The sequence below is a fragment of the Ruegeria sp. SATB027 genome (assembly GCF_059613825.1).
Map to the genome: position 1 here is coordinate 17583 of NZ_JBXWTH010000037.1, position 23520 is coordinate 41102.

32 protein-coding genes are annotated in these 23520 nt (G+C 61.1%); 13 read left to right on the plus strand and 19 right to left on the minus strand.

The window, feature by feature from the left end:
• Positions 1-9: 9 nt before the first annotated feature.
• Positions 10-138, minus strand: a complete 129-nt coding sequence (locus tag AC2FPW_RS09525) for a hypothetical protein (RefSeq protein WP_480546204.1) — start codon at positions 136-138, stop codon at positions 10-12.
• On the opposite strand from AC2FPW_RS09525, the gene AC2FPW_RS09530 reads away from it, so the two are divergent.
• Positions 137-1519 carry a multicopper oxidase family protein gene (locus AC2FPW_RS09530; RefSeq protein WP_480483756.1) on the plus strand — a complete coding sequence of 461 codons (1383 nt, stop codon included), beginning with the start codon at positions 137-139 and terminating at the stop codon, positions 1517-1519. The two genes, AC2FPW_RS09525 and AC2FPW_RS09530, sit on opposite strands and share 2 nt — an antisense overlap.
• Positions 1520-1570: 51 nt before the next feature.
• Here the strand turns inward: AC2FPW_RS09530 and AC2FPW_RS09535 are convergent, their stop codons facing one another.
• The 4 genes from AC2FPW_RS09535 to acpS all read right to left on the minus strand — a co-directional run bounded on the left by AC2FPW_RS09535 (position 1571) and on the right by acpS (position 4197).
• Positions 1571-2047, minus strand: a complete 477-nt coding sequence (locus AC2FPW_RS09535; protein ID WP_496813478.1) for a hypothetical protein — start codon at positions 2045-2047, stop codon at positions 1571-1573.
• Between the two features lie 154 nt (positions 2048-2201).
• A complete protein-coding gene (rnc, locus tag AC2FPW_RS09540) occupies positions 2202-2879 on the minus strand; it encodes a ribonuclease III (protein WP_480483758.1) in 678 nt (225 codons plus the stop codon).
• The gene (gene lepB / locus AC2FPW_RS09545) at positions 2876-3715 is read right to left on the minus strand and encodes a signal peptidase I (RefSeq protein WP_480487137.1); all 840 of its coding nucleotides are present in this window, start codon (positions 3713-3715) and stop codon (positions 2876-2878) included. Before lepB ends, rnc begins: the two co-directional genes overlap by 4 nt.
• Before the next feature lie 62 nt (positions 3716-3777).
• A complete protein-coding gene (gene acpS / locus AC2FPW_RS09550; protein WP_209506227.1) occupies positions 3778-4197 on the minus strand; it encodes a holo-ACP synthase in 420 nt (139 codons plus the stop codon).
• Between the two features lie 126 nt (positions 4198-4323).
• Here acpS and AC2FPW_RS09555 point away from each other — a divergent pair, with 126 nt between their 5' ends.
• Positions 4324-5172, plus strand: coding sequence for a CE1 family esterase (locus AC2FPW_RS09555; RefSeq protein WP_496813481.1), 849 nt, complete (start codon positions 4324-4326; stop codon positions 5170-5172).
• Between the two features lie 66 nt (positions 5173-5238).
• On the opposite strand, the gene AC2FPW_RS09560 is transcribed toward AC2FPW_RS09555, so the two are convergent.
• From AC2FPW_RS09560 to folK, 7 genes are all read right to left on the minus strand, one after another.
• Positions 5239-5730 carry an ABZJ_00895 family protein gene (locus AC2FPW_RS09560; protein ID WP_496813483.1) on the minus strand — a complete coding sequence of 164 codons (492 nt, stop codon included), beginning with the start codon at positions 5728-5730 and terminating at the stop codon, positions 5239-5241.
• Positions 5730-6356, minus strand: a complete 627-nt coding sequence (locus AC2FPW_RS09565) for a LysE family translocator (RefSeq protein WP_209598778.1) — start codon at positions 6354-6356, stop codon at positions 5730-5732. The genes AC2FPW_RS09560 and AC2FPW_RS09565 overlap by 1 nt, the downstream gene beginning before the upstream one ends.
• On the minus strand, positions 6353-7099 hold the full coding sequence (locus AC2FPW_RS09570) for a pyridoxine 5'-phosphate synthase (protein WP_480483761.1): 747 nt from the start codon (positions 7097-7099) through the stop codon (positions 6353-6355). The genes AC2FPW_RS09565 and AC2FPW_RS09570 overlap by 4 nt, the downstream gene beginning before the upstream one ends.
• Positions 7099-7791, minus strand: coding sequence for a DUF2062 domain-containing protein (locus tag AC2FPW_RS09575; RefSeq protein ID WP_496813484.1), 693 nt, complete (start codon positions 7789-7791; stop codon positions 7099-7101). The genes AC2FPW_RS09570 and AC2FPW_RS09575 overlap by 1 nt, the downstream gene beginning before the upstream one ends.
• Positions 7792-7807: 16 nt before the next feature.
• Complete coding sequence (locus AC2FPW_RS09580; RefSeq protein ID WP_267364077.1) at positions 7808-9940, minus strand: RelA/SpoT family protein; 2133 nt, start codon at positions 9938-9940, stop codon at positions 7808-7810.
• 26 nt (positions 9941-9966) lie between these two features.
• A complete protein-coding gene (rpoZ, locus tag AC2FPW_RS09585; RefSeq protein WP_496813485.1) occupies positions 9967-10320 on the minus strand; it encodes a DNA-directed RNA polymerase subunit omega in 354 nt (117 codons plus the stop codon).
• 94 nt (positions 10321-10414) lie between these two features.
• The gene (gene folK, locus AC2FPW_RS09590) at positions 10415-10984 is read right to left on the minus strand and encodes a 2-amino-4-hydroxy-6-hydroxymethyldihydropteridine diphosphokinase (RefSeq protein WP_496813486.1); all 570 of its coding nucleotides are present in this window, start codon (positions 10982-10984) and stop codon (positions 10415-10417) included.
• Positions 10985-11129: 145 nt separating this feature from the next.
• Here folK and AC2FPW_RS09595 point away from each other — a divergent pair, with 145 nt between their 5' ends.
• The 7 genes from AC2FPW_RS09595 to AC2FPW_RS09625 all read left to right on the plus strand — a co-directional run bounded on the left by AC2FPW_RS09595 (position 11130) and on the right by AC2FPW_RS09625 (position 15625).
• Positions 11130-11705 (plus strand): LabA-like NYN domain-containing protein, encoded by a 576-nt coding sequence (locus tag AC2FPW_RS09595; protein ID WP_209506211.1) that lies wholly within the window; start codon positions 11130-11132, stop codon positions 11703-11705.
• A gap of 189 nt (positions 11706-11894) precedes the next feature.
• On the plus strand, positions 11895-12845 hold the full coding sequence (gene ispH, locus AC2FPW_RS09600) for a 4-hydroxy-3-methylbut-2-enyl diphosphate reductase (protein ID WP_496813487.1): 951 nt from the start codon (positions 11895-11897) through the stop codon (positions 12843-12845).
• Positions 12842-13294, plus strand: coding sequence for a DUF3429 domain-containing protein (locus tag AC2FPW_RS09605; RefSeq protein ID WP_480911315.1), 453 nt, complete (start codon positions 12842-12844; stop codon positions 13292-13294). Before ispH ends, AC2FPW_RS09605 begins: the two co-directional genes overlap by 4 nt.
• On the plus strand, positions 13291-13878 hold the full coding sequence (locus AC2FPW_RS09610) for a class I SAM-dependent methyltransferase (RefSeq protein ID WP_496813488.1): 588 nt from the start codon (positions 13291-13293) through the stop codon (positions 13876-13878). Before AC2FPW_RS09605 ends, AC2FPW_RS09610 begins: the two co-directional genes overlap by 4 nt.
• Complete coding sequence (gene rnhA, locus AC2FPW_RS09615; RefSeq protein ID WP_496813489.1) at positions 13871-14338, plus strand: ribonuclease HI; 468 nt, start codon at positions 13871-13873, stop codon at positions 14336-14338. Before AC2FPW_RS09610 ends, rnhA begins: the two co-directional genes overlap by 8 nt.
• Positions 14335-14958: a trimeric intracellular cation channel family protein gene (locus AC2FPW_RS09620; protein WP_267364069.1), complete on the plus strand. Its 624-nt coding sequence runs from the start codon at positions 14335-14337 to the stop codon at positions 14956-14958. Before rnhA ends, AC2FPW_RS09620 begins: the two co-directional genes overlap by 4 nt.
• 64 nt (positions 14959-15022) lie before the next feature.
• Positions 15023-15625, plus strand: a complete 603-nt coding sequence (locus tag AC2FPW_RS09625) for a COG3904 family protein (protein WP_496813490.1) — start codon at positions 15023-15025, stop codon at positions 15623-15625.
• 60 nt (positions 15626-15685) lie between these two features.
• Here the strand turns inward: AC2FPW_RS09625 and AC2FPW_RS09630 are convergent, their stop codons facing one another.
• From AC2FPW_RS09630 to def (AC2FPW_RS09650), 5 genes are read right to left on the minus strand one after another with little or no spacing between them, the layout of a single operon-like run.
• A complete protein-coding gene (locus AC2FPW_RS09630; protein WP_267364067.1) occupies positions 15686-15922 on the minus strand; it encodes a GlsB/YeaQ/YmgE family stress response membrane protein in 237 nt (78 codons plus the stop codon).
• 1 nt (position 15923) lies between these two features.
• Positions 15924-16160 carry a hypothetical protein gene (locus AC2FPW_RS09635; protein WP_267364066.1) on the minus strand — a complete coding sequence of 79 codons (237 nt, stop codon included), beginning with the start codon at positions 16158-16160 and terminating at the stop codon, positions 15924-15926.
• A 10-nt stretch (positions 16161-16170) separates the two neighbouring features.
• The gene (gene fmt / locus AC2FPW_RS09640) at positions 16171-17079 is read right to left on the minus strand and encodes a methionyl-tRNA formyltransferase (protein WP_496813491.1); all 909 of its coding nucleotides are present in this window, start codon (positions 17077-17079) and stop codon (positions 16171-16173) included.
• A gap of 53 nt (positions 17080-17132) precedes the next feature.
• Entirely contained in the window at positions 17133-17627 is a 495-nt protein-coding gene (def, locus tag AC2FPW_RS09645; RefSeq protein WP_480586415.1) for a peptide deformylase, read from the minus strand.
• The gene (gene def, locus AC2FPW_RS09650; protein WP_267364061.1) at positions 17624-18142 is read right to left on the minus strand and encodes a peptide deformylase; all 519 of its coding nucleotides are present in this window, start codon (positions 18140-18142) and stop codon (positions 17624-17626) included. The genes def (AC2FPW_RS09645) and def (AC2FPW_RS09650) overlap by 4 nt, the downstream gene beginning before the upstream one ends.
• A gap of 94 nt (positions 18143-18236) precedes the next feature.
• Here def (AC2FPW_RS09650) and AC2FPW_RS09655 point away from each other — a divergent pair, with 94 nt between their 5' ends.
• Complete coding sequence (locus tag AC2FPW_RS09655) at positions 18237-19409, plus strand: MalY/PatB family protein (protein WP_496813492.1); 1173 nt, start codon at positions 18237-18239, stop codon at positions 19407-19409.
• Between the two features lie 142 nt (positions 19410-19551).
• On the opposite strand, the gene AC2FPW_RS09660 is transcribed toward AC2FPW_RS09655, so the two are convergent.
• The gene (locus tag AC2FPW_RS09660) at positions 19552-19905 is read right to left on the minus strand and encodes a hypothetical protein (RefSeq protein WP_209506181.1); all 354 of its coding nucleotides are present in this window, start codon (positions 19903-19905) and stop codon (positions 19552-19554) included.
• Positions 19906-20117: 212 nt separating this feature from the next.
• Between AC2FPW_RS09660 and AC2FPW_RS09665 the strand changes: the two genes are divergently transcribed.
• Complete coding sequence (locus AC2FPW_RS09665; RefSeq protein WP_496813493.1) at positions 20118-21107, plus strand: glutathione S-transferase family protein; 990 nt, start codon at positions 20118-20120, stop codon at positions 21105-21107.
• Here the strand turns inward: AC2FPW_RS09665 and AC2FPW_RS09670 are convergent.
• A complete protein-coding gene (locus tag AC2FPW_RS09670; protein WP_209506176.1) occupies positions 21089-21451 on the minus strand; it encodes a response regulator transcription factor in 363 nt (120 codons plus the stop codon). The two genes, AC2FPW_RS09665 and AC2FPW_RS09670, sit on opposite strands and share 19 nt — an antisense overlap.
• 185 nt (positions 21452-21636) lie before the next feature.
• Here AC2FPW_RS09670 and cobD point away from each other — a divergent pair, with 185 nt between their 5' ends.
• Positions 21637-22602, plus strand: coding sequence for a threonine-phosphate decarboxylase CobD (cobD, locus tag AC2FPW_RS09675; protein WP_496813494.1), 966 nt, complete (start codon positions 21637-21639; stop codon positions 22600-22602).
• Positions 22599-23519, plus strand: a complete 921-nt coding sequence (gene cbiB / locus AC2FPW_RS09680; protein ID WP_496813495.1) for an adenosylcobinamide-phosphate synthase CbiB — start codon at positions 22599-22601, stop codon at positions 23517-23519. The genes cobD and cbiB overlap by 4 nt, the downstream gene beginning before the upstream one ends.
• Position 23520: the final 1 nt, after the last annotated feature.

Sequence of the window (23520 nt, forward strand, 5' to 3'; positions counted from 1 at the left end):
TGCGCCCCCCTATAGCAGAAAGGGGCGGCGGGCCAGAGGGATTTGTCGCATTGCGGCCCTGCGTCTGCGGTGGCAGGACAGGCTCAGATGCCCAGCCAGTTCCAGCCCGGCAGCAAATCCTTTCAGTGAGGTTGTCATGAAACGTCGCGAGTTTCTTCTTGGAAGCGGTGCCGCCGCTGGCGCGTTTGGGTTGGGCGGATGGTCGCTGGCAGCAGGTGATGCAGCACAGGAACTGGTGCTGCAACCCGCCAGTTACCGGCTGCGCGAAGGGCTGACCACAGGGATGGTCAGCCTGTCGCCCGATGCGCCACCGCCGGTTCTGTATGGGCGGCAGGGCGAGCCTATGCGGCTGAGTGTGCGCAACACCTTGCCGGATTATACCTCGATGCACTGGCACGGGTTGCGTATTCGAAACGAGATGGACGGGGTACCCTACCTAACCCAGATGCCCATCGGCGAGGGCGAAAGTTTCGCCTATGAGTTCACGCCACCGGATGCGGGGACCTACTGGTATCACCCCCATTGCATGACGATGGAGCAGATGGCGCGCGGGCTGACCGGCGTGATGGTGATTGCCGAGCCGGAAGAGCCGGGGTTCGACAGCGAACAGGTGATCAATCTGCGGGATTTCCGTCTGGACGAGGATGACGCGTTCCTGCCTGCCTATACGGCGCGGGGTGCGGCGCGGGCGGGCACGTTTGGCACGGTGCAGACCGCCAACTGGCAGAGCACGGCGGTCTATGAGCACGCGGCAGGCAGTCTGGTGCGGCTGCGGGTGGTCAACACGGACACGACCCGCATCTATAAGCTGCATCCCGAGGGGGCCGAGACCCGGATCATCGCCTGGGACGGGCATCCGGTCGAGATCGATCTGCCGGTGCCAACGGCGGACGAACCGCTGTTGCTGGGCCCCGGTCAACGGGTGGATATTGCCGTCCGGATGCCCGAGGGCGAAGGGCAGTCGGCGGAGCTGATGGCCAAGTTTCCCGGCCAGCCGCACCGCGCCATGGCGCGCTTGCGGGCGACTGGCACATCAGCGGCGCGTGATCTGAGAGAGCTGCGCCCGTTGCGTGCAAATCCCGTTGCGCGCCCCGATCCGGACCGTGCGGAATTGCATGAGTTCGTCTTTGGCTGGACCCCCGAAGGCGGTGCCCCGAATGACGGGTTCTGCGGCACGCTGGGGTATAGTTTCTGGTCGATCAACCGCAAACCCTGGCCGGGTGATGCAGCGCAGGGCACCGGGCCGCTGGCGGTTCTGGAACAGGGCAATAGTTATGTCCTGCGATTGCGCAACGAGTCGCCCAACCTGCATCCGATCCACCTGCACGGGCTGGCCTTCGTGCCGCTGCGATCCAACCTGCGCACCCTGCCTCCGCTGATGACCGACACGATGCTGCTGTTGAAGGATGAGGTGGCGGATATCGCACTGGTGGCGGACAACCCTGGCGACTGGGCGTTTCATTGCCATGTGATCGAACATCAGAAAACCGGGCTGACCGGGTTTATCCGGGTGGAGTGATAAATGAAAGCCGTCGGCCCGACACCGGACCGACGGATAGAACGGATCAGATCACGGGTGACGGCGCAGGATGGGGTTCAGCACGGCAACAAACACGATGCCGTACAAAACGTGGCCGATCAGCGCGACCCATGTGATCCCGACGAAGTTCAGGAACGGCGGCAGACCGGCAAAGGTCGTGACACCTCCGATTGCAAACACCCACAGACCGAATCCATAGATTGCCGAGGCTGCCAACATGTGGACCGGACCCAGTACCTTGACCCAGATTGGCTGGAAAATAAGGAACCAACCCAAAGGATAGGCAATCAGGCCGACAATGTAGAAATGCACGAAGAAGCCCAGAAAAGCGTTGCTGGGCAAACCCAGACTGGACAGCAAACTCTGCGCCAGACCTTCGGGTGACAGGTTGGCCCAGCCGATCCCCGGACTGACAACTTGCCCCCAGATATCGAAGGCCATGGTTGCCACAAACCCGGCAATGAACAGGAAGCCGATATTGACGAGCGAGAGTTTTGCACGTTGCATTGGATTGCCTTTATACGTTGTTTCCCGAGTGCTTTGACCTGCCGCAGTCTGACGGGTGCCAAAACGACTGATACCCAGATACAGGTCGTCTGTCGTGGCTTCTATAGTCTTCAAGTTAGATTGAAGTTTGTGACAGGCCGAGCTTCAACAGGGATCAGCCGACCCGCTCCAGCAACGCCTTGGCAGCCGCCTGTTCGGCCTGGCGTTTGGAGCCCGCGGTGGCTTGTGCCTCGGTTCCGTCCTGAAGGCGGGCGGCGATGGTGAAGACGGGGGCGTGGTCGGGGCCGCTGCGTTTGACCTCGACATAGCTGGGTGGTTTCTGGCCGCGCGCCTGTGCCCATTCCTGAAGCGCGGTTTTGGCGTCGCGGGCGTCGGCCTCGACCTTGTGGATGCGGTCGCCCCAGAGGGCGAGGATGACATCGCGGGCGGCTTCGAACCCGGCGTCGCGGTAGATAGCAGCAATCACCGCCTCCATCGCGTCGCCCAGCAGCGCCTGTTTGCGGCGCCCACCCGAGAGCATCTCGGACCGGCCCAGTTTCAGCACCGCGCCCAGATCGATCTGGCGGGCGACATCTGCGCAGGCCTCTTTCCGGACCAGCGCGTTGAACCGGGGCGCAAGCTGGCCTTCGGAGGCTTTCTTGTCGGCCTCAAGCAGCGCGGTGGCCATGACAAGGCCCAGCACGCGGTCGCCCAGAAACTCCAACCGCTGATTGTCGGGCCGGGTCGACGATGAGACCGAGCCGTGGGTCAGCGCACGCACCAGCAACTCGGGGTTGGCAAATTCATACCCCAAACGCTGCTGAAACGCCTTTATCTCGGCTGAGAGCTTCAATTGACCGCCTTAAAGAACCGATCCCCACGCCAGGTCCAGAAGAACAGCATGGACCGCCCGGCGGACGAGAACATGATCCGATCGGCACGACCGATCAGGTTTTCGTAGGGCACATAGCCAACCCCGCCAGCGGATTGCGGCAGGCGGCTGTCAGCTGAGTTGTCGCGGTTGTCGCCCATGAAGAAATAGTGGCCTTCGGGCACGGTATAGATGCCGGTATTGTCCGAGCCCTGATTGCCGATATTCAGCACGTCATAGGTGACGCCGTTGGGCAGGGTTTCAATCAGGCGCGACTTTTCACAGGCGCCGCCAACACCGACGGGGCCGTTTTCGCAGCGTGGGCGCAGGCGTTGCGGGCCCTGCGGTTCGGCGATTTCGGTGAATATGCCGTCAGGCTGTTGCGGAACCGGTGTGCCGTTGAGGATGATCTGCCCCTCGCGGACCTGAATGCGGTCGCCCGGCAGGCCGATCAGGCGCTTGATATAATCGCGCCCGCTAACCGGGTGGCGGAAGACGATGACATCGCCGCGCACGGGATCGCCGCCCCAGATGCGGCCGCCGTCGTCGCCCTGCATCCAGCCGCAGAGATCTTCGGCGTCGATATTCAGGCCGACACTGGGGATGATCAGGCTGGGGCATGAGGCGTAGGAATAGCCGTAGGCCATCTTGTTGACGAAGAGGAAATCGCCGATCAGCAGCGTCTGTTTCATCGAACCGGAGGGAATCCAGAACGGTTGAAAGAAGAGGGTCCGGAACACGCCCGCGATCAGCAGGGCATAGACGATGGTCTTGATCGTTTCCCAGACGCCGCTTCCGGTTTTGGCTTCGTCGGCCATACTGCTCTCTCCAGTTCTCTGTGCTTGGCTTCGCTGCTACATGCGGGGGGGATGGGGTCAAGTCAAGGCTGTGTGACGTGATCTTGCAGGGGACGCGCCTCGATCACGACAAAGGCCTGCGCCCAGGGGTGGTCATCAGTCAGCGTGACGTGGATGATCGCCTCGTGCCCTGCGGGGGTCAGTTCGTTCAGGCGTTCGGCGGCCCAGCCGGTGACATGCATCACCGGCTGCCCGGTGCGCAGGTTGGTGACGGCCATGTCCTTCCACGAAATGCCCATGCGCAGGCCGGTGCCGAGCGCCTTGGAACATGCCTCTTTCGCGGCCCAGCGCTTGGCATAGGTGCCTGCGGTATCCGCACGGCGTTCGGCCTTGCGCTGTTCGGTGTCGGTAAAGACACGGTTGCGGAACCGGTCGCCGAAACGGTCAAGCGTGCCCTGAATGCGGTCGATATTTGCAAGGTCTGTGCCGATGCCGAGGATCATGTGGCTCTCATTTCTCTGGTCGGGCCAATCAACGGCAATTGATGACCACACGCAAGCGGTTGGTTGCCGCATTCCGTGATATACTTTACCGGAATGTTCAATTTTTACGTTGGTGCGGGGGACGCAATGTCGAAAATTCCGTTCATGGCAATCGCGGTGGCTGGCATTGTCGCAAGCACCGTTTTCCCCGCTTTTGCACAGGATTGCGGAACCGAGGATACCCCCTGTCAGGTAGGAAAGTTGTCCTATCGGGTGGTTCTGCCCGAGGCCGCGCCCGAGCCGCCAGCTGTTATCTACCTGCATGGCTATGGGGCAACGGCGAATTCAGCCGTGAATCTTTCCGGCCTCGCGGCGGCCTTTACCGACCGCGGCATCGCCTTTATCGCGCCGAACGGTCAGGTCGACATTGGCAACCCCAAGGCGCTGGATTGGGGGGTGCATGATGGCTATCGCTGGCCGCGGGATGACCTGGTCGCGCTGGAGCAGATCAAGGAAGACGCCATTGCCCGTTTCGACCTGAACGCAGATCGCATTTTGCTGGCGGGGTATTCACGCGGCGGATCACTGGTTTGGGACAAGGCCTGCACGGACCATTCCTTTGCCTTTGCCTATGCCTCGGCATCAGGGGCCTTTTGGGAGCCAATGTGGCGGCGGTGCAGTGGCCCGGTTCACATGCATCATTCCCACGGATTTGCAGACCGCACCGTCCCGCTGGAGGGGCGTTTTGTGACCTTTGGGGACTATGATTTCGAACAGGGCAGCGTTTTGAAATCCATTGAAATTCTGACCAGAACCAATGGATGCGGGCAGATGGCAAACAGCGTTGCAACAGAGGGCGCATCCTGGCGAAAGAAGTGGAGCAAGTGTCAGGACGGCTCTGTCACCCTGGCGCTTGGGCCACATGGCCACGGCAGGCAGCCCGGTTGGGGTGATGCCGTGGCGGATTGGTTTCTGGAAATCTCGAACGCGCCCTAGCGCTTCCACCGGATTTTGCGGAAATCAATTTGCGTGCGTTTGCCAGGTCTGTACCGAAACCGAGGATCAGTTGTGTTCCCTCACAGCTAAGTGCTTATTTAGAGCGAGCGTCGACCAAGCAGAGAAAACAACGACCCAACGGTTGAGAAGGAATGCAATCAACAGAAACAACCCGACAAGGCTCCAAATGAACGTCGCGTATTCCCCGGTAAGAAAGTAGATGTACTCCTGCGTGATATCCGGCCTTCCGAAAAGTAAAGGTGCCCCGAGAAGCACCAAAAATTCAACAACCAAGAATCTGGGCAACGCAAGAACTGCAAAACGACGTGCTTCCGCCTTAGTAGCCACTCGCCCTGTTTGACGAGCGAACCTGCGCCCAACGATTGAAACTGCCAATACCACGGACAACGGCGTCACCAATAGACCGTCGAGTGACACTGAGATTCCAGAGAGTAGATAAATCGAGTAGGTGACGACCGGCACAAAAAGTCTGAAAACCAGCAGCCACAGTGTATACCTTGGCAAGCTGATCTTTGCCCGTCCGTTTCTCTCTGCCATCAAGACAACCGCACCGTCAGGATCTTGTAACTCGCCACCCCGAAAAACCCGGCGAAGGCGAAATCGAACCAGCGGCGGGCGCGGCGGTAGGTACGGACCATGCGGGCGGATGAGAATAGAAACGCATAGCCGATGAAGATCATCAGTGATCCCGCGTACAGCATGGCGAAATAGCCCAGCAGCATCGGCAGGCTGGCATCGCTTGGCGCGACGATGGCATAGATCGACCCCCAGCTGAGGATTGCCTTGGGGTTGGTCAGGTGGATCGCCGCACCTTTGGCAAAGATCGTGGGCAGCGTGCCGGTGACCGGTTTGCCCAGGGCGACCTCATCATCCGAGGTCATCGCGCGTTTCAGGGCCTTCAGCGCCAGCCAGCCCAGATAGGCCACGCCGACATAGCGGATCACCTCGAACAGCCAGACATTGGCCAGCATGACCGCCGACAGGCCCAGTGCTGCGGCAATGCCCCAAGCGGCCGATCCGGCGCAGATGCCAAGGGCAAAGGCCAGCCCGGCGGTGCGGCCTTCGTTCATGGCGGTTCCGGCAATGCCCATCGTGGCCGGGCCCGGCGAGCCCCCGGCCATCAGCCAGGCGAACCAGATGGCGATAAAGCCGGGGGTGATCACGCGCGTGCCTCGTCCATCAGACGGCGCATTTCCCGAATGGCGGGGGTGAGACCCAGAAAGATCGCCTCGCCAATCAGGAAATGCCCGATGTTCAGTTCCATGACCTCGGGGAAGGCGGCAACCGGCTTTACGGAGTCGTAGGTCAGGCCATGGCCTGCATGGACTTCGAGCCCCAGAGAATGGGCAAAGGTGGACATCTGGCGCAGCGATTCAAGCTCGCGCGCGGCGGCGTCCATGCGGCCTTCGGCATGGGCATCGCAATAGGCACCGGTGTGCAGTTCGATCACCTCGGCACCAATGCGGTGCGCGGCCTCGATCTGGCGCTGATCCGCGGCGATGAAGATCGACACGCGGCACCCGGCCTCGCGAAGCGGGGCAATGAAATGGGCCAGCTTGTTTTCCTCGCGCGCGACTTCGAGCCCGCCTTCGGTTGTGCGTTCCTCGCGCTTTTCGGGAACGATACAGACGGCGTGCGGCTTGTGACGCAGGGCGATTTTCTGCATCTCTTCGGTGGCGGCCATTTCAAAGTTCAGAGGCACCGACAGAACCTCCATCAGGCCGTCGATATCGGCATCCGAGATATGGCGGCGGTCTTCGCGCAGATGCGCGGTGATGCCGTCGGCGCCGGCCTCTTCTGCCAGCTTGGCGGCGCGCAGCGGGTCAGGATAGGCCCCGCCGCGCGCGTTGCGCACGGTGGCGACATGATCGATATTCACACCCAGACGCAGACGGCTTTCGGACATCATTTGGTTCCTTTTGCAGATTTTCGCCCCGACCTTAGCGATCTTGGCGCGGGACCGGCAGATGTTTCTCCGGCCAGACGTTTGATTTCTTCAAACTTTGCCTTGATCTTGGCGCGGCGGCGCTGCTGGTAGGTCAGGATCAGCGGCAGGCTGAGGTAGTAGCAGATGATGCCCGCCACGATACCGGGGATGATGCCGCCAATCATGTAGGGATAGAAAACGTCGTTATAGAACTGCCCCAGCCCGTGCCAGTCGGCCACGCGATCAGTGAAGAGCGCAAGAAGGTTGTCCTTGAGGTCACCGATGGCGTCGGCGAACTTGCCCATCAGCCCCTGAGTGTCGCCTTCTTCATATTCGGTGCCCAGCAGGAAATGCCCGGTTTGCAGGCAGATCACCCCAATCGGGACATAGGTCAGGGGATTGCCAAAGAACGTGCCGCTGAGCGCGGCCAGAATATTTCCCTTGATCAGCCGCGCACCAATTGCCGCAACCAGAAAGTGCAGCCCGTAAAACGGCGTGAAGGATGCGAAAACGCCCGCCCCGATGCCGCGGGCGATCCGGTCAGGGGAATCCGGCAGGCGGCGGACACGGTGTTTGACATAGTGGAAGGCGCGGGTCCATCCGCCACGCGGATAGACGAGTTCCGATGCGACCTGAACAGGAGAGCGTCGGTCTCGGCGCTTGAATACCACCCGTGATCACCCCTTCTCAGCCAGCCGCGGTCGCGGTTTTGGTCCGGTCCCGATAACGCTCGACCGCTGCAACATCGCTTTCAGCCTCAAGCATCAGCATCAGCGAATGCAACTGTTCAAGGTCGCGCAGTTCGACATTGATCAGCAGGCGGTAAAAATCCGGTTTGCGGTCCACAAATTCCAGGTTCGAGATATTGGCCTTTTTCTCGCCGATCAATGTGCAAATGCGCCCCAGAACCCCGGCATCGTTGCCGATGGTCAGATCCAGTGTCGCCCCATAGACGGCCGGGTGCGTACCCGAATGCCAGTGCAGATCGACCCAGCGTTCCGGTTCGCTTTCATATTGGCTGAGCTTGTCGCAGTCGATCGCGTGCACCACAACACCCTTGCCCCGGTAGGTGATGCCGACGATCCGTTCGCCCGGCAGCGGCTGGCAGCAGGGCGCGCGGTCGAATTTCTGGCCGGGTTCAAGACCGATCACGGCGCGCCGCAGCGGAATGGCGTCGCCGTCATCCTGAGCCAGTTCGGGATAGACGGCCTGAACCACCTCATGAGCGGTCAATTCGGCACTGCCCAGACGGGCCAGCAATTCATGCCGGTCTTTCAGGCGCAGGTGCTTGGCGGCAGTATCAAGCGCCTTGTCGGTGGCCTTGCGCCCCACATGGTCAAAGCCCGAGCGCGCCAGTTCCTTGCCCAGCTTGATGAACCGTTCGCGATCCACTTCGCGCAGGGCGCGGCGGATGGCGGTACGGGCCTTGCCGGTGACAGCGATCTCAAGCCATGTGACCTGCGGTGTCTGCCCGTCAGCGGTGATGATATCGACCGACTGGCCGTTCTTCATCCGCGTCCAGAGCGGCACGCGAATGCCATCGACCTTGGCCCCCACACAGGCATGGCCGATCCGGGTGTGGATGGCATAGGCGAAATCGATCGGGGTCGCACCGCGCGGCAGTTTCACCACGTCGCCCTTGGGGGTGAAGCAGAAGACCTGGTCCGAATACATCTCGAGCTTGACGGCTTCGAGGAAATCTTCGTGATCATCCTCGTTGTCGAATTGCTCGGTCAGGTTGGATATCCATTTCGCCGGGTCGACGGCAAAGGGGTTTTCCGTGCGCACCCCGTCCCGGTAGGACCAGTGCGCCGCAACGCCGGTTTCGGCCACATCGTGCATCTGGCGGGTGCGGATCTGAACTTCGACCCGTTTGCCATCGCGGCCTGAAACGGTGGTGTGGATTGAACGGTAGCCGTTCGATTTCGGCTGGCTGATATAATCCTTGAACCGACCCGGCACCGCGCGCCAGCGCTGATGGATGGCCCCAAGCGTGCGATAGCAGTCTTCTTCCGTCTGGGTGATGATGCGGAACCCGTAGATGTCGGACAGGCGCGAGAAGCCCTGATCCTTTTCCTGCATCTTGCGCCAGATCGAATAGGGTTTCTTGGCGCGGCCAAAGACTTCGGCCTCGATGCCCGCCTTTTCCAGCTCGTGACGCATGTCGCCGGTGATGCGGTGGATCACATCGCCGGTTTCACGTTGCAGCGTGATAAAGCGACGGATGATCGACTGGCGGCCTTCGGGGTTCAGGACGCGAAACGCGAGGTCTTCGAGCTCCTCGCGCATCCATTGCATCCCCATGCGGCCCGCAAGCGGCGCGTAGATATCCATCGTCTCGCGCGCTTTCTGAACCTGCTTTTCGGGCCGCATCGCCTTGATCGTGCGCATGTTGTGCAGACGGTCGGCCAGCTTGACCAGAATGACCCGCAGGTCCTTGGACATGGCCATGAACAGCTTGCGGAAATTCTCGGCCTGCTTGGTTTCGCGGCTGGACAGTTGCAGGTTGGTCAGCTTGGTGACGCCGTCGACCAGCTTGGCGACCTCATCCCCGAACAGATCGGACACCTTGCCGTAATTGGCCTTGGTGTCTTCGATCGTGTCATGCAGCAATGCGGTGATGATCGTCGCATCATCCAGACGCTGTTCGGTCAGGATGGCGGCAACGGCAACAGGGTGGGTAAAGTAGGGCTCGCCAGAGTGGCGGAATTGCCCTTCGTGCATCTGCTGGCCAAACTCATAGGCCAGCGCGATACGTTCAGCATTCGTCTTGGGATTGTAGTTGCGGACCAGCGCAATCAGATCGTCAGCAGAAATCATCCGGTCCGCACCTTCGTCTTTGGAGCTTACCCCTGCCCTTGAGCCTCCATCAGAGCGCGCAGGAGCTTTTCTTCGGACATGTCGTCCATCGCAGGCTTGTCCGACTCGGCACCCATCAGCAGCGCCATCTGATCTTCTTCCGGCTCATCAACCTCGATCTGGGTCTGGTTGGCCTCGATCAGGCGTTCGCGCAGGGCGTCCGCGCCTTGGGCCTCGTCGGCGATTTCGCGCAGGGACACGACAGGGTTCTTGTCGTTGTCGCGGTCAACGGTAATCGCGGCACCGGCAGAAATCTCGCGCGCCCGATGGGCGGCCAGCATTACCAGTTCGAACCGGTTTGGAACCTTGTCTACGCAATCTTCAACCGTCACGCGGGCCATTGGGCGCTCTCCGTTTCTGAGTCCATGTCAGGAAGGGGTTTATCTAAGCGCGATTCCGCGCCTTGACAAGCAGGAAATGCTGCATTTGCAGGGATCACAGCGGCGTAACCGCCGCAACCTCGGACGGGGGCAGGTCGTCGACCATCTGGGAAACCGTTCGATCAAGCACGGGGTGGCGCCAGTCGGGCACAATATCCGCCATCGGCACAAGCACAAAGGCGCGGTCCTGAAGGCGCGGATGCGGCAGGATCAGCTGATCCGGTGCCTCTTGCCGCTGTGCCTCGGGCGGCAGGGTCAGCCAGCGGTCGAACAGGGCGCGGTCGGGCAGTATCTGATCACCATAGCACACAAGATCCAGATCCAGCGTCCGCATTCCCCAGCGCTGCACCCGTTCACGACCGAACTGGTGTTCAACCTCGTGCAGTACGCGCAAAAGCTGGGACGGGGATTTGTCGGTTTCGATCAGCACAGCCGCATTCACGTAGTCCGGACCAGCGCCCGCGGGGAAGCAGGGTGTCGCAAAAAACCGGCTGGCAGAGCGAATCACTACGCCCTGTTGCGAAAGTGCGTCAATTGCGCGCTGTAGCGTTACAGCGGGCCCATTTCCTCTCAGATCGAGATTTGCGCCCAATGCCACAACCGCATTTGGCAAAGAATTGTACATATGCTACCCTATATTCGACACATTGCATACTTGCGATAAGCAACAAAACTTCTAATTATAAGCTCACCAGATTGCGTCAATTTGTAAAACACCCACTCACTCACGTAACGCGGCGCAGTCTGGATTATACCGGAAGGACCTATTTATGTTTTATAAGGACGAACGGCTAGCGCTGTTCATCGACGGCTCGAATCTTTATGCCGCTGCAAAAGCACTCGGTTTTGACATAGACTACAAACTTCTGCGGCAGGAATTCATGCGCCGTGGCAAGTTGCTTCGGGCTTTCTACTATACAGCGCTGCTTGAAAACGACGAGTATTCACCGATCCGCCCATTGGTTGACTGGCTTCATTACAACGGCTTCACCATGGTCACAAAACCGGCCAAGGAATACACCGACAGCATGGGGCGTCGGAAAGTCAAAGGAAACATGGATATCGAGCTGACTGTCGATGCCATGGAACTGGCACCACGTGTGGATCATATCGTGCTGTTCTCGGGTGACGGGGATTTCCGCCCGCTGATCGCCAGCCTGCAACGTCAGGGCGTTCGCGTGTCGGTCGTGTCAACGATCCGCAGCCAGCCGCCGATGATTTCGGACGAGCTGCGCCGTCAGGCCGACAACTTCATCGAGCTGGAAGACCTGCGTGACGTGATCGGTCGCCCGCCGCGTGAAATGCCGGCAGAGCATCGCAGCGTCGCGGTTGCAGGCGGCAGCTGATCCGGCACCACTGCCTGTTGATGGGAAAAATTCGCGCGGTCAGGACCGGAGTCCTGGCCGCGCTTCTTTAACTAAGGATTGGTGCTGAAACATCCTCTGACTAACAACGATTCGTGTCAGATGAATGACAATGTCCTGTCTGGACCAAGGCCGGGAAAAGACTTACCTGTGCCCTAAGGAGACAGCCGAATGACCAAGCCGCCACTGACACTTTATCTGGCCGCCCCCCGTGGGTTCTGCGCCGGTGTGGACCGCGCCATCAAGATCGTTGAAATGGCCCTGCAGAAATGGGGGGCACCGGTCTATGTGCGCCACGAGATCGTGCATAACAAATTCGTGGTCGACGGGTTGCGGGCCCAAGGGGCTGTGTTTGTCGAAGAACTGCATGAATGCCCCGATGACCGCCCGGTGATCTTTTCCGCCCATGGTGTTCCGAAATCGGTACCAGCCGAAGCCGCGCAGCGTGAGATGATCTATGTGGATGCCACCTGTCCGCTGGTGTCGAAGGTTCATGTCGAGGCGCAGCGCCATGCGGATGCGGGATTGCAGATGATCATGATCGGCCACAAGGGCCATCCCGAAACCGTTGGCACCATGGGACAGCTGCCCGAGGGTGATGTGCTGCTGGTCGAAACGGTCGAGGATGTGGCCACCGTGCAGGTGCGCGACCCCGACGCGCTGGCCTTTGTCACCCAGACCACCCTGTCGGTGGATGACACCAAGGACATCATCGCAGCCCTTCAGGCCCGGTTCCCGGCCATTGTCGGGCCGCATAAGGAAGACATTTGCTATGCCACGACCAACCGGCAGGAGGCCGTGAAGGCCGTGGCCCCCAAGGCCGATGCGCTGCTGGTTGTGGGGGCTCCGAACTCGTCAAACTCCCGCCGTCTGGTCGAGGTCGCATCACGCGAGGGGTGCAAATATGCACAGCTGGTCCAGCGTGCGACCGAGATCGACTGGCGCGCTTTGCAGGGCATCAAAAGCGTTGCGGTGACCGCAGGCGCATCGGCCCCGGAATTGCTGGTGAACGAGGTGATCGACGCCTTCCGCGACCATTACGATGTCACTGTCGAGCCGGTCGAGACCGCAACCGAAAACGTCGAGTTCAAAGTACCGCGCGTGTTGAGGCAACCGGCGTGATCGGCGTGCCGAAGGCGCCGCTCTATCTGGGGCTGGCGGGACTGGTCCCGTTTGTCTGGGGCGCGCTGACCTATCTGAACGGTGATCTGAACGCCTGGGGCGCGCGCAGCTTTGGCCCACGCTTTGTTGGCCCTTATGTGCAGCTGTTCTATGGCTCGGTCATCCTGAGCTTTATGTCAGGTGTGCTGTGGGGCTTTGCCACCAAGACCTCGGGCAGCAAGGCGGCGCTGTGTTATGGGCTGTCGGTCCTGCCTGCGCTGTGGGCCTTTGCCATGACAGGCGGCGGGCCGATCACTGCAGGCACCAATCTGATCTACGGGTTCACCGGCTTGCTGCTGCTGGACGCCCTGTTTTCATACTGGCGGCTGACGCCGGTCTGGTGGATGCAGCTGCGTATCCTGCTGACCGCAATCGTTCTGGCCAGCCTAGCCGTAGGAGTGTACCTGTGAGCGACAAACGCACGATTGATGCCTATACGAACAGAGTAAACGAATATCTGGCCATTCCTCTGCCAGCCGAACAACTCAAGACCCGTCAGGATTTTGTCGATGCGGTCGGTGCGGGCGGCTATGTGCTGGATCTGGGGTCAGGCCCCGGATCGGACAGCGGTTTCCTGATGCGTCAGGGGCTGAAGGTGCGGGCGCTGGATGCCACCCCCGCCTTTGTCGAACATGCCCGCCGGAACGGGGTGGACGCGCATCTGGGTACGTTCGACGATGTTACCGAAATCGCCGAATATGATGGTGTCTACGCCAGTTTTTCCCTGCTGCACGCGCCGCGTGCGGATTTTCCGCGTCACCTGAAAGCGATCCACACGGCCCTGAAGCCCGGCGGCCAGCTGTTTCTGGGCATGAAGCTGGGCACGGGCGAGCATCGTGACGATCTGGACCGCTATTACACCTATTACCCGGAAGCCGAGATAAGAGAGGCGCTGACCCAGGCCGGGTTCACGATTGACCGCACGGTCGAAGGGATGGGCAAGGGTCTGGCCGGGTCGTACGACGGGTTTATTCTGGTGTTCGCCCATGCCTGAGTTGTTTGCCTATACAGATGGCGCCTGTTCCGGCAATCCCGGCCCCGGAGGCTGGGGTGTGCTGCTGCGCGCGATGAACGGGGACAGGGTTTTGAAAGAGCGGGAACTGAACGGCGGCGAGGCCGAGACCACCAACAACCGGATGGAGTTGCTGGCTGCCATCAGCGCGCTTGAGACGCTGGAGCGCCCGTCAAAGATCACCATTGTCACCGACAGCGCCTATGTGAAGAACGGCGTCACCGGCTGGATATTCGGCTGGAAGCGGAATGGCTGGAAAACCTCGAACAAGAAGCCGGTCAAGAATGTCGATCTGTGGCAGCGTCTGGACGAGGCGCAGGAACGACATGATGTGACATGGGAATGGGTCAAGGGCCACGCAGGCCATCCCGAAAACGAAAAGGCCGATGAACTGGCCCGCGCAGGCATGGCGCCGTTCAAGCCGAAAAAGGCGCAGGCGTGAGCGCGCTGACGCTGCTGGATTATGCCTCGGTTCTGATCTTTGCGCTGACCGGGGCGCTGGTGGCCAGCCGGGCGCAGCTGGATCTGGTGGGTTTTGCCTTCATGGCCTGCCTGACCGCAGTTGGCGGCGGCACGGTACGCGACCTGCTGCTGGACCGGCACCCGATCTTCTGGGTCGGCCAGCCGGATTACATCCTGATCGCCGTCGCGGCGGCGGTGTTTGTGTTCTTTACCGCGCATCTGGTGGAAAGCCGCTATAACTGGCTGGTCTGGCTGGACAGTTTCGCGCTGTCGGTCGCCGTTGCGGCCGGAACCGGTGCCGCGCTGTCACTGGATCAGCCCGGTATCATCGTCGTGCTGATGGGTGTGACGACCGGGTGTCTGGGCGGGCTGATGCGCGACGTGGTCTGCAACGAGGTGCCGCTGGTGCTGAAACAGGGCGAACTTTACGTCTCGTGCGCGTTTGTGGGGGCGTTGACGGCGGTACTTGCGGTCAGGCTGGGGCTGGAGCCCGCCTTTGTGCTGGGCCTGTGCGCCCTTGTGTGCTGGGCCTTGCGGGCCGGGTCGCTGGTGTTTGGCTGGCAATTGCCCGTCTACAAAAGCCGCCCGCCCCGCAACTGAACCTGTCGGTGGACGCGACCGGGGCGGGCTGATAGCTGTTTGGAACGCGCAGCCCGGAGGCCAAATGCCGTTCAGACTTACATCGATTCCGGTCTCACTGGCTTTGCTGGCCTCCTGCGGCGCATATTATGCGCCTGTCCACTTTGTTGCCGAGGGTGACCGGATCATCGCCTCGGGCACGATTGACGAAACGACGCTGTCCGCTTTTGAAGACGTCACCGCCGAAAATCCCGAAGCGCGCACGCTGGTGCTGCAATATATCGAGGGATCGGTGGATGACGACGCCAATGTCATCTTCAGCCGCGAGGTGCGCAAGGCCGGGTTCGATACCGTTGTGCCCTCGGACGGTCTGGTTGCCAGCGGCGGCACCGATCTGTTTCTGGCCGGACATCGCCGTGTTTTGCAGCCGGGGGCCTGCGTGGGCGTGCACAGCTGGGCCGGGTCGGGGCTGGTGGCCACGGAGCTGCCCGAGGATGACCCGGAACATGACCGCTATCTGGATTATTTCAGGGACATTGGCGTGGATGAGGCGTTTTACTGGTACACGCTGTATGCGGCCCCAGCCGACAGCATCTACTGGATGACTGCCGCCGAGGCGAACCGGTTCGACATGACCACAAAAACCGCCCCGGCGCTTGGTTCAGCGCTGGAGTGCGACGAGCGCTGATCTGCTGCACTATCTGTCGAGTGAAGGTTTCCGGGACCGAATGCGCAGCATGGGAATACATCAGCGGCGCAGGTAGGTCTGCCAGATCCAGATCACCAGCAATGCGCCCAGAACCGCGCCCACAAAGCCCGACATCCAGCCCATGACGGTTATCAGAAACCGCAGAACGAACCCTCCGATCAGGGCGCCTATGACACCGATCAGCATGGTGGTTGGAATGTCCGCCTCAATCCGCATCAGGCGGGTGGCGAGAAACCCCGCGGCAGCGCCGATGATGATCAGGGCGACGATGGGCATGTCATTTCCTCCAATGCGTCGGCACAATGATCAGGGCGCCGATAGACGAGATCACCGCATCCAGACCCGGAGGGCCAAAGCTGATCCCGAACATGATGCGAATGAAGTAGAACAGGAACGCCCCGCCCACGCAGATGATGATCGACTGAAGATAGCCGTTATGGGTGAATCCGGTCTGTTCGGACAGATATCCGACGATCCCGGCAATCACGACGGTCCCCATCATCACCATGAACATCGGGCTTCTCCTAGGTCAGGCGGGTGCCGGTGGGAATGGGCCAGCCCCGCAGGAAGGTTTCCCTATCCTGCGCGCCTTTGCCCGCCCGTTGCAAGCGCAGCAGTTCGACCGCACCCTGACCGCAGGCCACGTGCAGGTGGTCGTTCAGAACCTCACCCGCTGTGCCCTGCCCGTCTGCCAGCCGCGATGCCAGCAGCTTGATGCGTTCGCCATTCATTTCGGTCCATGCGCCGGGAAAGGGTGACAGCCCGCGGATTTGCCTGTCGACCTCGACCGCCGGGCGTGCCCAGTCGATGCGGGCCTCGGACTTGTCGATCTTGGCGGCATAGGTCACGCCATCCTCGGGCTGCGGTTCGGGTATCAGGTCCGGCAGCTTGGCCAGCGCCTCGACGATCAGCGCGGCCCCCATGGCCGAGAGCCGGTCATGCAGATGCGCGGTGGTTTCTTCAACCTCAATCGCGGTTGCCTGTCGCAACAGGACCGGGCCGGTGTCCAGACCGGCCTCCATCTGCATGATACAGATCCCGGTTTCGGCATCGCCGGACATGATCGCCCGGTGGATCGGGGCGGCACCGCGCCAGCGCGGCAGCAGGCTGGCGTGGATGTTCAGGCAGCCGTGTCGCGGCGCGTCCAGAATGGGCTGCGGCAGGATCAGGCCATACGCGACGACGACCGCGATATCGGCGTTCAGCGCGGCAAATGCGGTCTGTTCGTCAGCGGATTTCAGAGAGGTTGGGTGGCGAACGGGCAGGCCCAGCGCCTCGGCCCGGGCGTGAACCGGCGTCGGGCGGTCTTTCTTGCCACGCCCGGCGGGGCGCGGGGGCTGACAGTAGACGGCGGCGATGTCGTGCCCGGCCCTGACGAGTGCGTCCAGCACCGGGACCGAAAAATCAGGGGTTCCCATGAAGATGATGCGCATCGTTGGCTCCGGCAGTTGGGACGGGTGCCGGGCTGAAGCCCGACCTACGGACGTCAGGTTTGTTTGCGGGCCTTGCGCAGCAGCATGTCACGCTTGACCTTGCTGAGCCGGTCGAAATACATCCGCCCGTTCAGGTGGTCGATCTGGTGCTGCACGCTGGTCGCGTCGATCCCGACGAAATCGCGGCGGTCCAGCATGCCATGTTCGTTCAGGAACTTCACGGTCACCGCGCGCGGGCGTTTGATTGTGGCCGAGACGCCGGGCAGGTTCGGGCTGGCCTCTTCATGTTCGCGCAGCTCGATCGAACTGTGCAGGATTTCCGGGTTTGCTAGACGCACGGCCCGACCCCGTTCGGCAGAACCGTCAACAACGGCCAGCCGCAGCATCACCCCGATCTGTGGCGCGGCAAGACCGACGCCGGGCATCGCCTCCATCGTGTCGATCATGTCGTCCCAGATGGCGCGGATCTCATCGGTGATCTCAGGCACCTCATCCGCCTTGGTGCGCAGGCGTTTGTCAGGCCATGGCAGGCAGGTACGAACGGTCATGCACGGGCCCGTTCGCGTTTGAGCTTTTGCATCTTGCGGGTGATCATCTGCCGTTTCAGCGGCTTGAGATAGTCGATGAACAGCTTGCCGTCCAAATGATCGATCTCGTGCTGAACGCAGGTGGCCCAGAGCCCGTCAAAGGTTTCTTGTTGCAGGTTTCCGTCGCGGTCCATCCATGTCACATCGACCACTTTGGGGCGCGTCACCTCGGCGTATTGATCAGGGATCGACAGGCAGCCTTCCTCGTAGACATTGGTTTCTTCCGAGGACGCGATGACCTGCGGGTTGAACATGATCAGCGGGCGCGGCGCCTCGCCTTCTTCCTTGACGCAATCCAGCACGATCAAGCGATCCAGCACGCCGATCTGTGGCGCGGCAAGGCCAACACCGGGGGCGTCATACATCGTTTCCAGCATGTCATCGGCCAGTGCGCGCAGGTCGTCCGTGAGGTCGGCCACCGGGGCGCAGACCTTCTTGAGACGGGGGTCGGGATAGATCAGGATGTTACGTTTCATGAGGCTGATTTAGGGCATCGTGACCCGCGCCGCAACGCCCCCCTTGCACCTGCCCGAATTGAGGTTAGCTTTCGGTCGAGAAAATGGAGCAGACATGACTTTCAACGACCAGATCGACCGCCGGGGCACCAACAGTACCAAATGGGACAAGATGGAGATGCTGTACGGTGTCTCGCCCGAGGACGGGCTGGCCATGTGGACAGCCGATTCAGATTACCCGACGGCCCCCTGCGTGATTGACGCGTTGCGCAAGGCCGCAGATCACGGCGTGTTCGGGTATTCCTGGGCGCACCCGAAGTATCTGGCCTCGGTCCAGTGGTGGATGAAAACCCGCCACGATTGGGAAATCGACACGGATTGGATTCTGACCACCCAGGGCTTAGGCAATGCAATCGCCCTGTCGCTGGATGTCTGGACCGAGCCGGGCGATCGCATCGTGACCTTCACCCCTGTCTACCATGAGTTTGCCCATAAGGTGAACAAGGCGGGCCGCCGGGTTGTGGAATGCCCGCTGGTGCGTGACGGGGAAAGTTATGGCCTTGATCTGGAAGATGCGCAGTCGCGGCTGGACGGGTCCGAGAAGATGTTGCTGTGGTGTTCGCCGCAGAATCCGTCGGGCCGGGTCTGGACGCCAGAGGAACTGCGCGCTGTGGCCGCATTTGCCGAGCGCAACGGGTTGATCCTTGTCTCGGACGAGATCCACCACGATCTGGTCTATCCCGGTGCCAAATTTGTGCCGATGGATGTGGCGGCCCCAGATGCGCGGCCATGGACGGTGACGCTGACGGCGGCATCGAAGACCTTTAACATCGCCGGGCAGCGCACCGGCAACATGATCATTCCCGACCCCAAACTGCGCGAGGCGATGAAGCATCGGCTGACAACGCTGGATTATGGCCCCAGTGCGTTGGGTGTGGCGATGATCACCGCCGCCTACAGCCCGGCCGGTGCGGAATGGGCAGATGCCCAGATCGCGCATCTGGACGGAAACAGGCGTCTGTTCGACCAGACCATCGCCGAGATTCCGGGCCTGTGGTCGATGCCCTTGCAAGCGACTTATCTGGCCTGGGTCGACTTTTCCGGCACCGGCATGGATCACGCTGAATTTGTCCGCCGATTGCGCGAGGACGCGCGGATTGCAACCTCGTCAGGTCCGGGTTTTGGCACTGGCGGAGAAACGTTTGAACGGTTCAACCTAGCCACGCAACGGGCGCGGGTCGAGGACGCCTGCGCGCGGCTGAAACGGGCCTTTGGCGACCTGCAATAATCCAGGCGGTGGCTGACCCTACGATGGACCGCGCCTGTTGGCCGGGCGCGGACCTGAATGGCGAAATCCATAGCGATAGCCAGCCTAACGGCCTGTTGGGCGTTACCCTTACCGAACCCGGTACTACGATAGAACTCCGATCCTAGTCTTCGTAGCCCAGCAACGCGATGGGCGCATCCGGGGCGCGGTAGAAATCCAGCGGTGCCTTGTCATGGGCGGCGGTGCTGCGTTTGAATTCATACCGCATCTCGCCGCCTTCATCCTGATCGGCAATGATCAGGCATTGATACAGAAGGTTGGCCCCGTCATAGATATCGACCAACCCGCGCAGGCGCGGTGTTGTTTCCGCCTCAACCGTGAAACCATCTTTCCACAATTTGAGAATTTTATAGGTATTGTCGCCCATCTGGACACGAAGGCGACTGGCCTTTTTCAATGTGGCGATTCGGGCGGCGTCCAACTCGGCGCGTATTTCCTTTGAAACATAAGTACTCATTAAATCATTCCCCCGCTAATGACCTCTATTGTGCGGGAACTGTTGTAAAAATCCAGTGAACGCGTTCACGCAACGGGCTGTGCCTGCGGTTTGTTGCACAGATATCCCAGCATTGCCTGTGCGCGCATGCAGGTCTTGTGCGCGGGCAAATGCATAGGAACAGGCGGGGCTTGGACCTATCTTTGGCCAAACGCCTATGCGGAGGATGAGATATGGGCCTGCTGGTCGATGGAAAATGGCAAGACACCTGGTATGACACCAAATCCACGGGTGGCGCATTCAAACGCAGCGCGGCGCAGTTTCGCAACTGGCTGACCGCCGATGGCCGCGCGGGGCCGTCGGGCAAAAGCGGGTTTCGGGCCGAAGCCGGGCGGTATCACCTGTATGTCAGCCACGCCTGCCCCTGGGCGCATCGCACCCTGATCTTTCGCGCGTTGAAGGGGCTGAGCGATCTGGTTCCGGTTTCGGTCGTGCATCCCGACATGCTGGATCACGGCTGGACCTTTGAGGCGGATGATCACGGTGCCACGGGTGACCGTCTTTACGGGCTGAGCTATGCACATCAGGTCTATACCAAGGCGGATCCGTCCTATTCCGGTCGCGTCACAGTGCCGATCCTGTGGGACAAGGCGCAAGAGACCATTGTTTCGAACGAAAGTTCGGAAATCATCCGCATGTTCAATTCGGCCTTCAACGACATCACTGGCAATACGGACGATTACTGGCCCGAGGCGATGCGGGACGAGATCGAGGAGGTCAATGCGCGCGTCTATTCAGACGTCAACAACGGCGTCTACAAGTCGGGCTTTGCCACCTCCCAAGCGGCCTACGACGCCGCCGTGGGCCCGTTGTTCGACACGCTGGACTGGCTGGAAGGGCGTTTGGCGCGGAACCGGTATCTGATGGGGGACCGGATCACCGAGGCCGATTGGCGGTTGTTCACAACCCTGATCCGCTTCGACCCGGTCTATCATCTGCATTTCAAGTGCAACAGGCAGCGCCTGATCGATTATCCAAACCTATGGGCCTATACGCGTGAGCTGTATCAATGGCCCGGTGTCGCCGAGACCGTGAACATGGATCACATCGTGCGCCACTATCACTACAGCCATGACAGCATCAATCCGCACCGCATCATTCCGGTGAACCCGGTGCTGGATTACATGGAGCCGCATGGGCGCGATCAGCGCCCGGCGGCGTAATGTTCGACCATCGCCGCCAGATCCTCTGGCGGCGTTTCGCTTTGAACATAGGCACAGGCATTGGGACTGTGCGCAAAAATCGACCCGTCGGAAAAGAAGGTGGTGTTGGTGACAAAAATCACCCGTGCCTCGGGGCGGCGATAGCTGGCAAAATCGGCCACAGCCAATGCGCTTCCGGTTTCCAGAACCAGATCCAGCACGATGATATCAAAATCCGTGCCATAGAGCGCCAGAATGGCGGCCTCCTGAGCGTCAACCAGCGTGACTTCGGCGTCTTGCCGCTCCAGATGTCTTTTCCAGACCCGACCAAGGTCGGGGTTACTCTCAACAATCAGAACTTTCATTTGCAACAACCTCGGCACTTGGTATGGTGAGTGGTGCCGACCCCCGTGGTCCGTGATCTCGTTATTTCCTTAACAAAGTGTTAACAGCAGCCGCACGCTTGCGTGTTCGGGCGGATTTGCTTGTGTAAATGGCAAAAATCCGCTTGAAGCACCCCGAAACCGGTCAATCCCCGCAGAGAGAGCAGATGAGTACACTTGATCACGGCTTGGACCCCCGCGCAGTTCGCGACCACGGCGGGGGGCTGGACAGGGCGATTGTCAGGTATGGCGGAGCGCGTGCAGATTGGATCGATCTGTCGACCGGAATCAATCCGCATCCTTACGCCGTTGCGGGCCTGACCACCGGGGATTGGGCCGAATTGCCGGATCACGGTGCCTTTGAACGGCTGAGTGATGCGGCCCGCAGGTTCTGGAACGTGCCGCAGGGGGCTGCAATCCTGCCGGCGCCCGGTGCATCGGCTGTCATCTCTCGTATCCCTGCGCTGGCCGCGCCAGGGCGTGTCCGGATCACGCCGCCCACCTATAACGAACACGCCGCCGCCTTTTCAGCGCAGGGATGGCGTGTTCAGCCTGAGGGCGCGGCTGACGCCCGCGTGATCGTGCATCCCAATAACCCGGACGGGCGCATCTGGCAGGAACGCGATGTCTCGGCCCCGCTGACCGTGATCGACGAGAGCTTTTGCGATGTCACTCCAGAGGCATCGTTGATCCATCTGGCGGAACGTCCCGGCGTGATCGTGCTGAAGAGCTTTGGCAAGTTCTGGGGGCTGGCCGGGATGCGGCTTGGGTTCGCCATCGGGCGGCCTGAGTTGATCAACCGCCTGAACGACCTGACCGGACCCTGGTCGGTGTCCGGCCCGGCCCTGCGGGTTGGAACGCAAGCCCTGTCGGACGATGACTGGGCCGATGCCACGCGCGCGCGGCTGGCGGATGAAGCGACCCGGCTGGATACGCTGATGCTGACCAGGGGCGCAGATATCGTCGGTGGCACCAGCCTGTTTCGTCTGTATCGGTTTGATGACGCCTTGGAGTGGCAGGACCGGCTGGCCCGCGCCCATATCTGGAGCCGTATCTTTCCTTATTCAACAACCTTTCTGCGTCTGGGCCTGCCACCGGAAAAGGGGTGGGACAGGCTGGAGGCCGCGCTGTGAGCCCTGCCCTGATGCTGGTCTGCGCCATGTGCCTGGACGCCACTCTGGGAGAGCCCGACTGGCTCTGGTCCCGCGTCAAACACCCGGCGGTGATGATCGGCAACCTGATCGGATGGCTGGACAAACGCCTGAACCACGGGCGCGGTCGGCGGTTGAAGGGGGTGGCGGTGCTTGCCCTTCTGATCTGCGGCGCATGGGGCCTTGGGTGGGGTCTGTCCCTGCTGGGGCCGGTGGTTGAAATTCTTGGCTGCGCGATTCTGCTGGCGCAAAAGTCGCTGGTTGCCCATGTCCGCGCGGTTGGTGACGGGTTGCAAACCTCGCTGGAAAACGGGCGGGCGCAGGTGGCTATGATCGTCTCGCGCGACACGCAGGATATGACCGGGGCACAGGTGGCGCGTTCCGCCATCGAAAGCGCGGCTGAAAACCTGAGCGACGGGGTCATTGCCCCTGCATTCTGGTTTCTGGTCGCCGGGCTTCCGGGGTTGCTGGTGTACAAGGCGGTGAACACCGCCGACAGCATGATCGGCTATCGCACCGAAACGTACCGTGATTTTGGTTGGGCTGCGGCCCGGTTCGACGACCTGCTGAACCTGATCCCTGCCCGCCTGACCTGCGTGATGATCGTGGCGCTGTCCGGCCAATGGTCGCGCTGGGTTGAGATGGTGCGGGATGCGCGGCGTCATATCTCGCCCAACGCTGGCTGGCCCGAAGCCGCCATGGCCCGCGCCCTGAATGTCGCGCTGGCAGGGCCGCGCAGCTATGACGGGCAGGTGCGCGATCTGGCCTGGGTCAATGGCGACGCCCCGCGCGAGATCGGTGCATCAGAAGTTTTTCGCGCATGTGACATGCTCTGGCGGATTTGGGGGCTTGCGCTTGCGCTCGTGTCAGTGTGGGTTGGGGCCGAACTGATATTCTGAC

Excerpts from the sequence above, each read along its gene's own strand:
- AC2FPW_RS09560 (WP_496813483.1), bottom strand. The coding sequence starts at position 5,730 with ATGGCAGAGAGAAACGGACGGGCAAAGATCAGCTTGCCAAGGTATACA.
- def (WP_267364061.1), bottom strand. The coding sequence starts at position 18,142 with ATGAAACGTAACATCCTGATCTATCCCGACCCCCGTCTCAAGAAGGTC.
- AC2FPW_RS09670 (WP_209506176.1), bottom strand. The coding sequence starts at position 21,451 with ATGAAAGTTCTGATTGTTGAGAGTAACCCCGACCTTGGTCGGGTCTGG.
- folK (WP_496813486.1), bottom strand. The coding sequence starts at position 10,984 with ATGTACAATTCTTTGCCAAATGCGGTTGTGGCATTGGGCGCAAATCTC.
- AC2FPW_RS09660 (WP_209506181.1), bottom strand. The coding sequence starts at position 19,905 with ATGAGTACTTATGTTTCAAAGGAAATACGCGCCGAGTTGGACGCCGCC.
- acpS (WP_209506227.1), bottom strand. The coding sequence starts at position 4,197 with ATGATCCTCGGCATCGGCACAGACCTTGCAAATATCGACCGCATTCAG.
- AC2FPW_RS09665 (WP_496813493.1), top strand. The coding sequence starts at position 20,118 with ATGGGCCTGCTGGTCGATGGAAAATGGCAAGACACCTGGTATGACACC.
- AC2FPW_RS09635 (WP_267364066.1), bottom strand. The coding sequence starts at position 16,160 with ATGTTCATGGTGATGATGGGGACCGTCGTGATTGCCGGGATCGTCGGA.
- AC2FPW_RS09630 (WP_267364067.1), bottom strand. The coding sequence starts at position 15,922 with ATGCCCATCGTCGCCCTGATCATCATCGGCGCTGCCGCGGGGTTTCTC.
- def (WP_480586415.1), bottom strand. The coding sequence starts at position 17,627 with ATGACCGTTCGTACCTGCCTGCCATGGCCTGACAAACGCCTGCGCACC.
- rnhA (WP_496813489.1), top strand. The coding sequence starts at position 13,871 with ATGCCTGAGTTGTTTGCCTATACAGATGGCGCCTGTTCCGGCAATCCC.
- AC2FPW_RS09655 (WP_496813492.1), top strand. The coding sequence starts at position 18,237 with ATGACTTTCAACGACCAGATCGACCGCCGGGGCACCAACAGTACCAAA.
- cobD (WP_496813494.1), top strand. The coding sequence starts at position 21,637 with ATGAGTACACTTGATCACGGCTTGGACCCCCGCGCAGTTCGCGACCAC.
- AC2FPW_RS09535 (WP_496813478.1), bottom strand. The coding sequence starts at position 2,047 with ATGCAACGTGCAAAACTCTCGCTCGTCAATATCGGCTTCCTGTTCATT.
- lepB (WP_480487137.1), bottom strand. The coding sequence starts at position 3,715 with ATGGCCGACGAAGCCAAAACCGGAAGCGGCGTCTGGGAAACGATCAAG.
- AC2FPW_RS09570 (WP_480483761.1), bottom strand. The coding sequence starts at position 7,099 with ATGTCCGAAAGCCGTCTGCGTCTGGGTGTGAATATCGATCATGTCGCC.
- fmt (WP_496813491.1), bottom strand. The coding sequence starts at position 17,079 with ATGCGCATCATCTTCATGGGAACCCCTGATTTTTCGGTCCCGGTGCTG.
- AC2FPW_RS09595 (WP_209506211.1), top strand. The coding sequence starts at position 11,130 with ATGTTTTATAAGGACGAACGGCTAGCGCTGTTCATCGACGGCTCGAAT.
- AC2FPW_RS09580 (WP_267364077.1), bottom strand. The coding sequence starts at position 9,940 with ATGATTTCTGCTGACGATCTGATTGCGCTGGTCCGCAACTACAATCCC.
- AC2FPW_RS09555 (WP_496813481.1), top strand. The coding sequence starts at position 4,324 with ATGTCGAAAATTCCGTTCATGGCAATCGCGGTGGCTGGCATTGTCGCA.
- rpoZ (WP_496813485.1), bottom strand. The coding sequence starts at position 10,320 with ATGGCCCGCGTGACGGTTGAAGATTGCGTAGACAAGGTTCCAAACCGG.
- AC2FPW_RS09625 (WP_496813490.1), top strand. The coding sequence starts at position 15,023 with ATGCCGTTCAGACTTACATCGATTCCGGTCTCACTGGCTTTGCTGGCC.
- AC2FPW_RS09525 (WP_480546204.1), bottom strand. The coding sequence starts at position 138 with ATGACAACCTCACTGAAAGGATTTGCTGCCGGGCTGGAACTGGCTGGG.
- ispH (WP_496813487.1), top strand. The coding sequence starts at position 11,895 with ATGACCAAGCCGCCACTGACACTTTATCTGGCCGCCCCCCGTGGGTTC.
- AC2FPW_RS09530 (WP_480483756.1), top strand. The coding sequence starts at position 137 with ATGAAACGTCGCGAGTTTCTTCTTGGAAGCGGTGCCGCCGCTGGCGCG.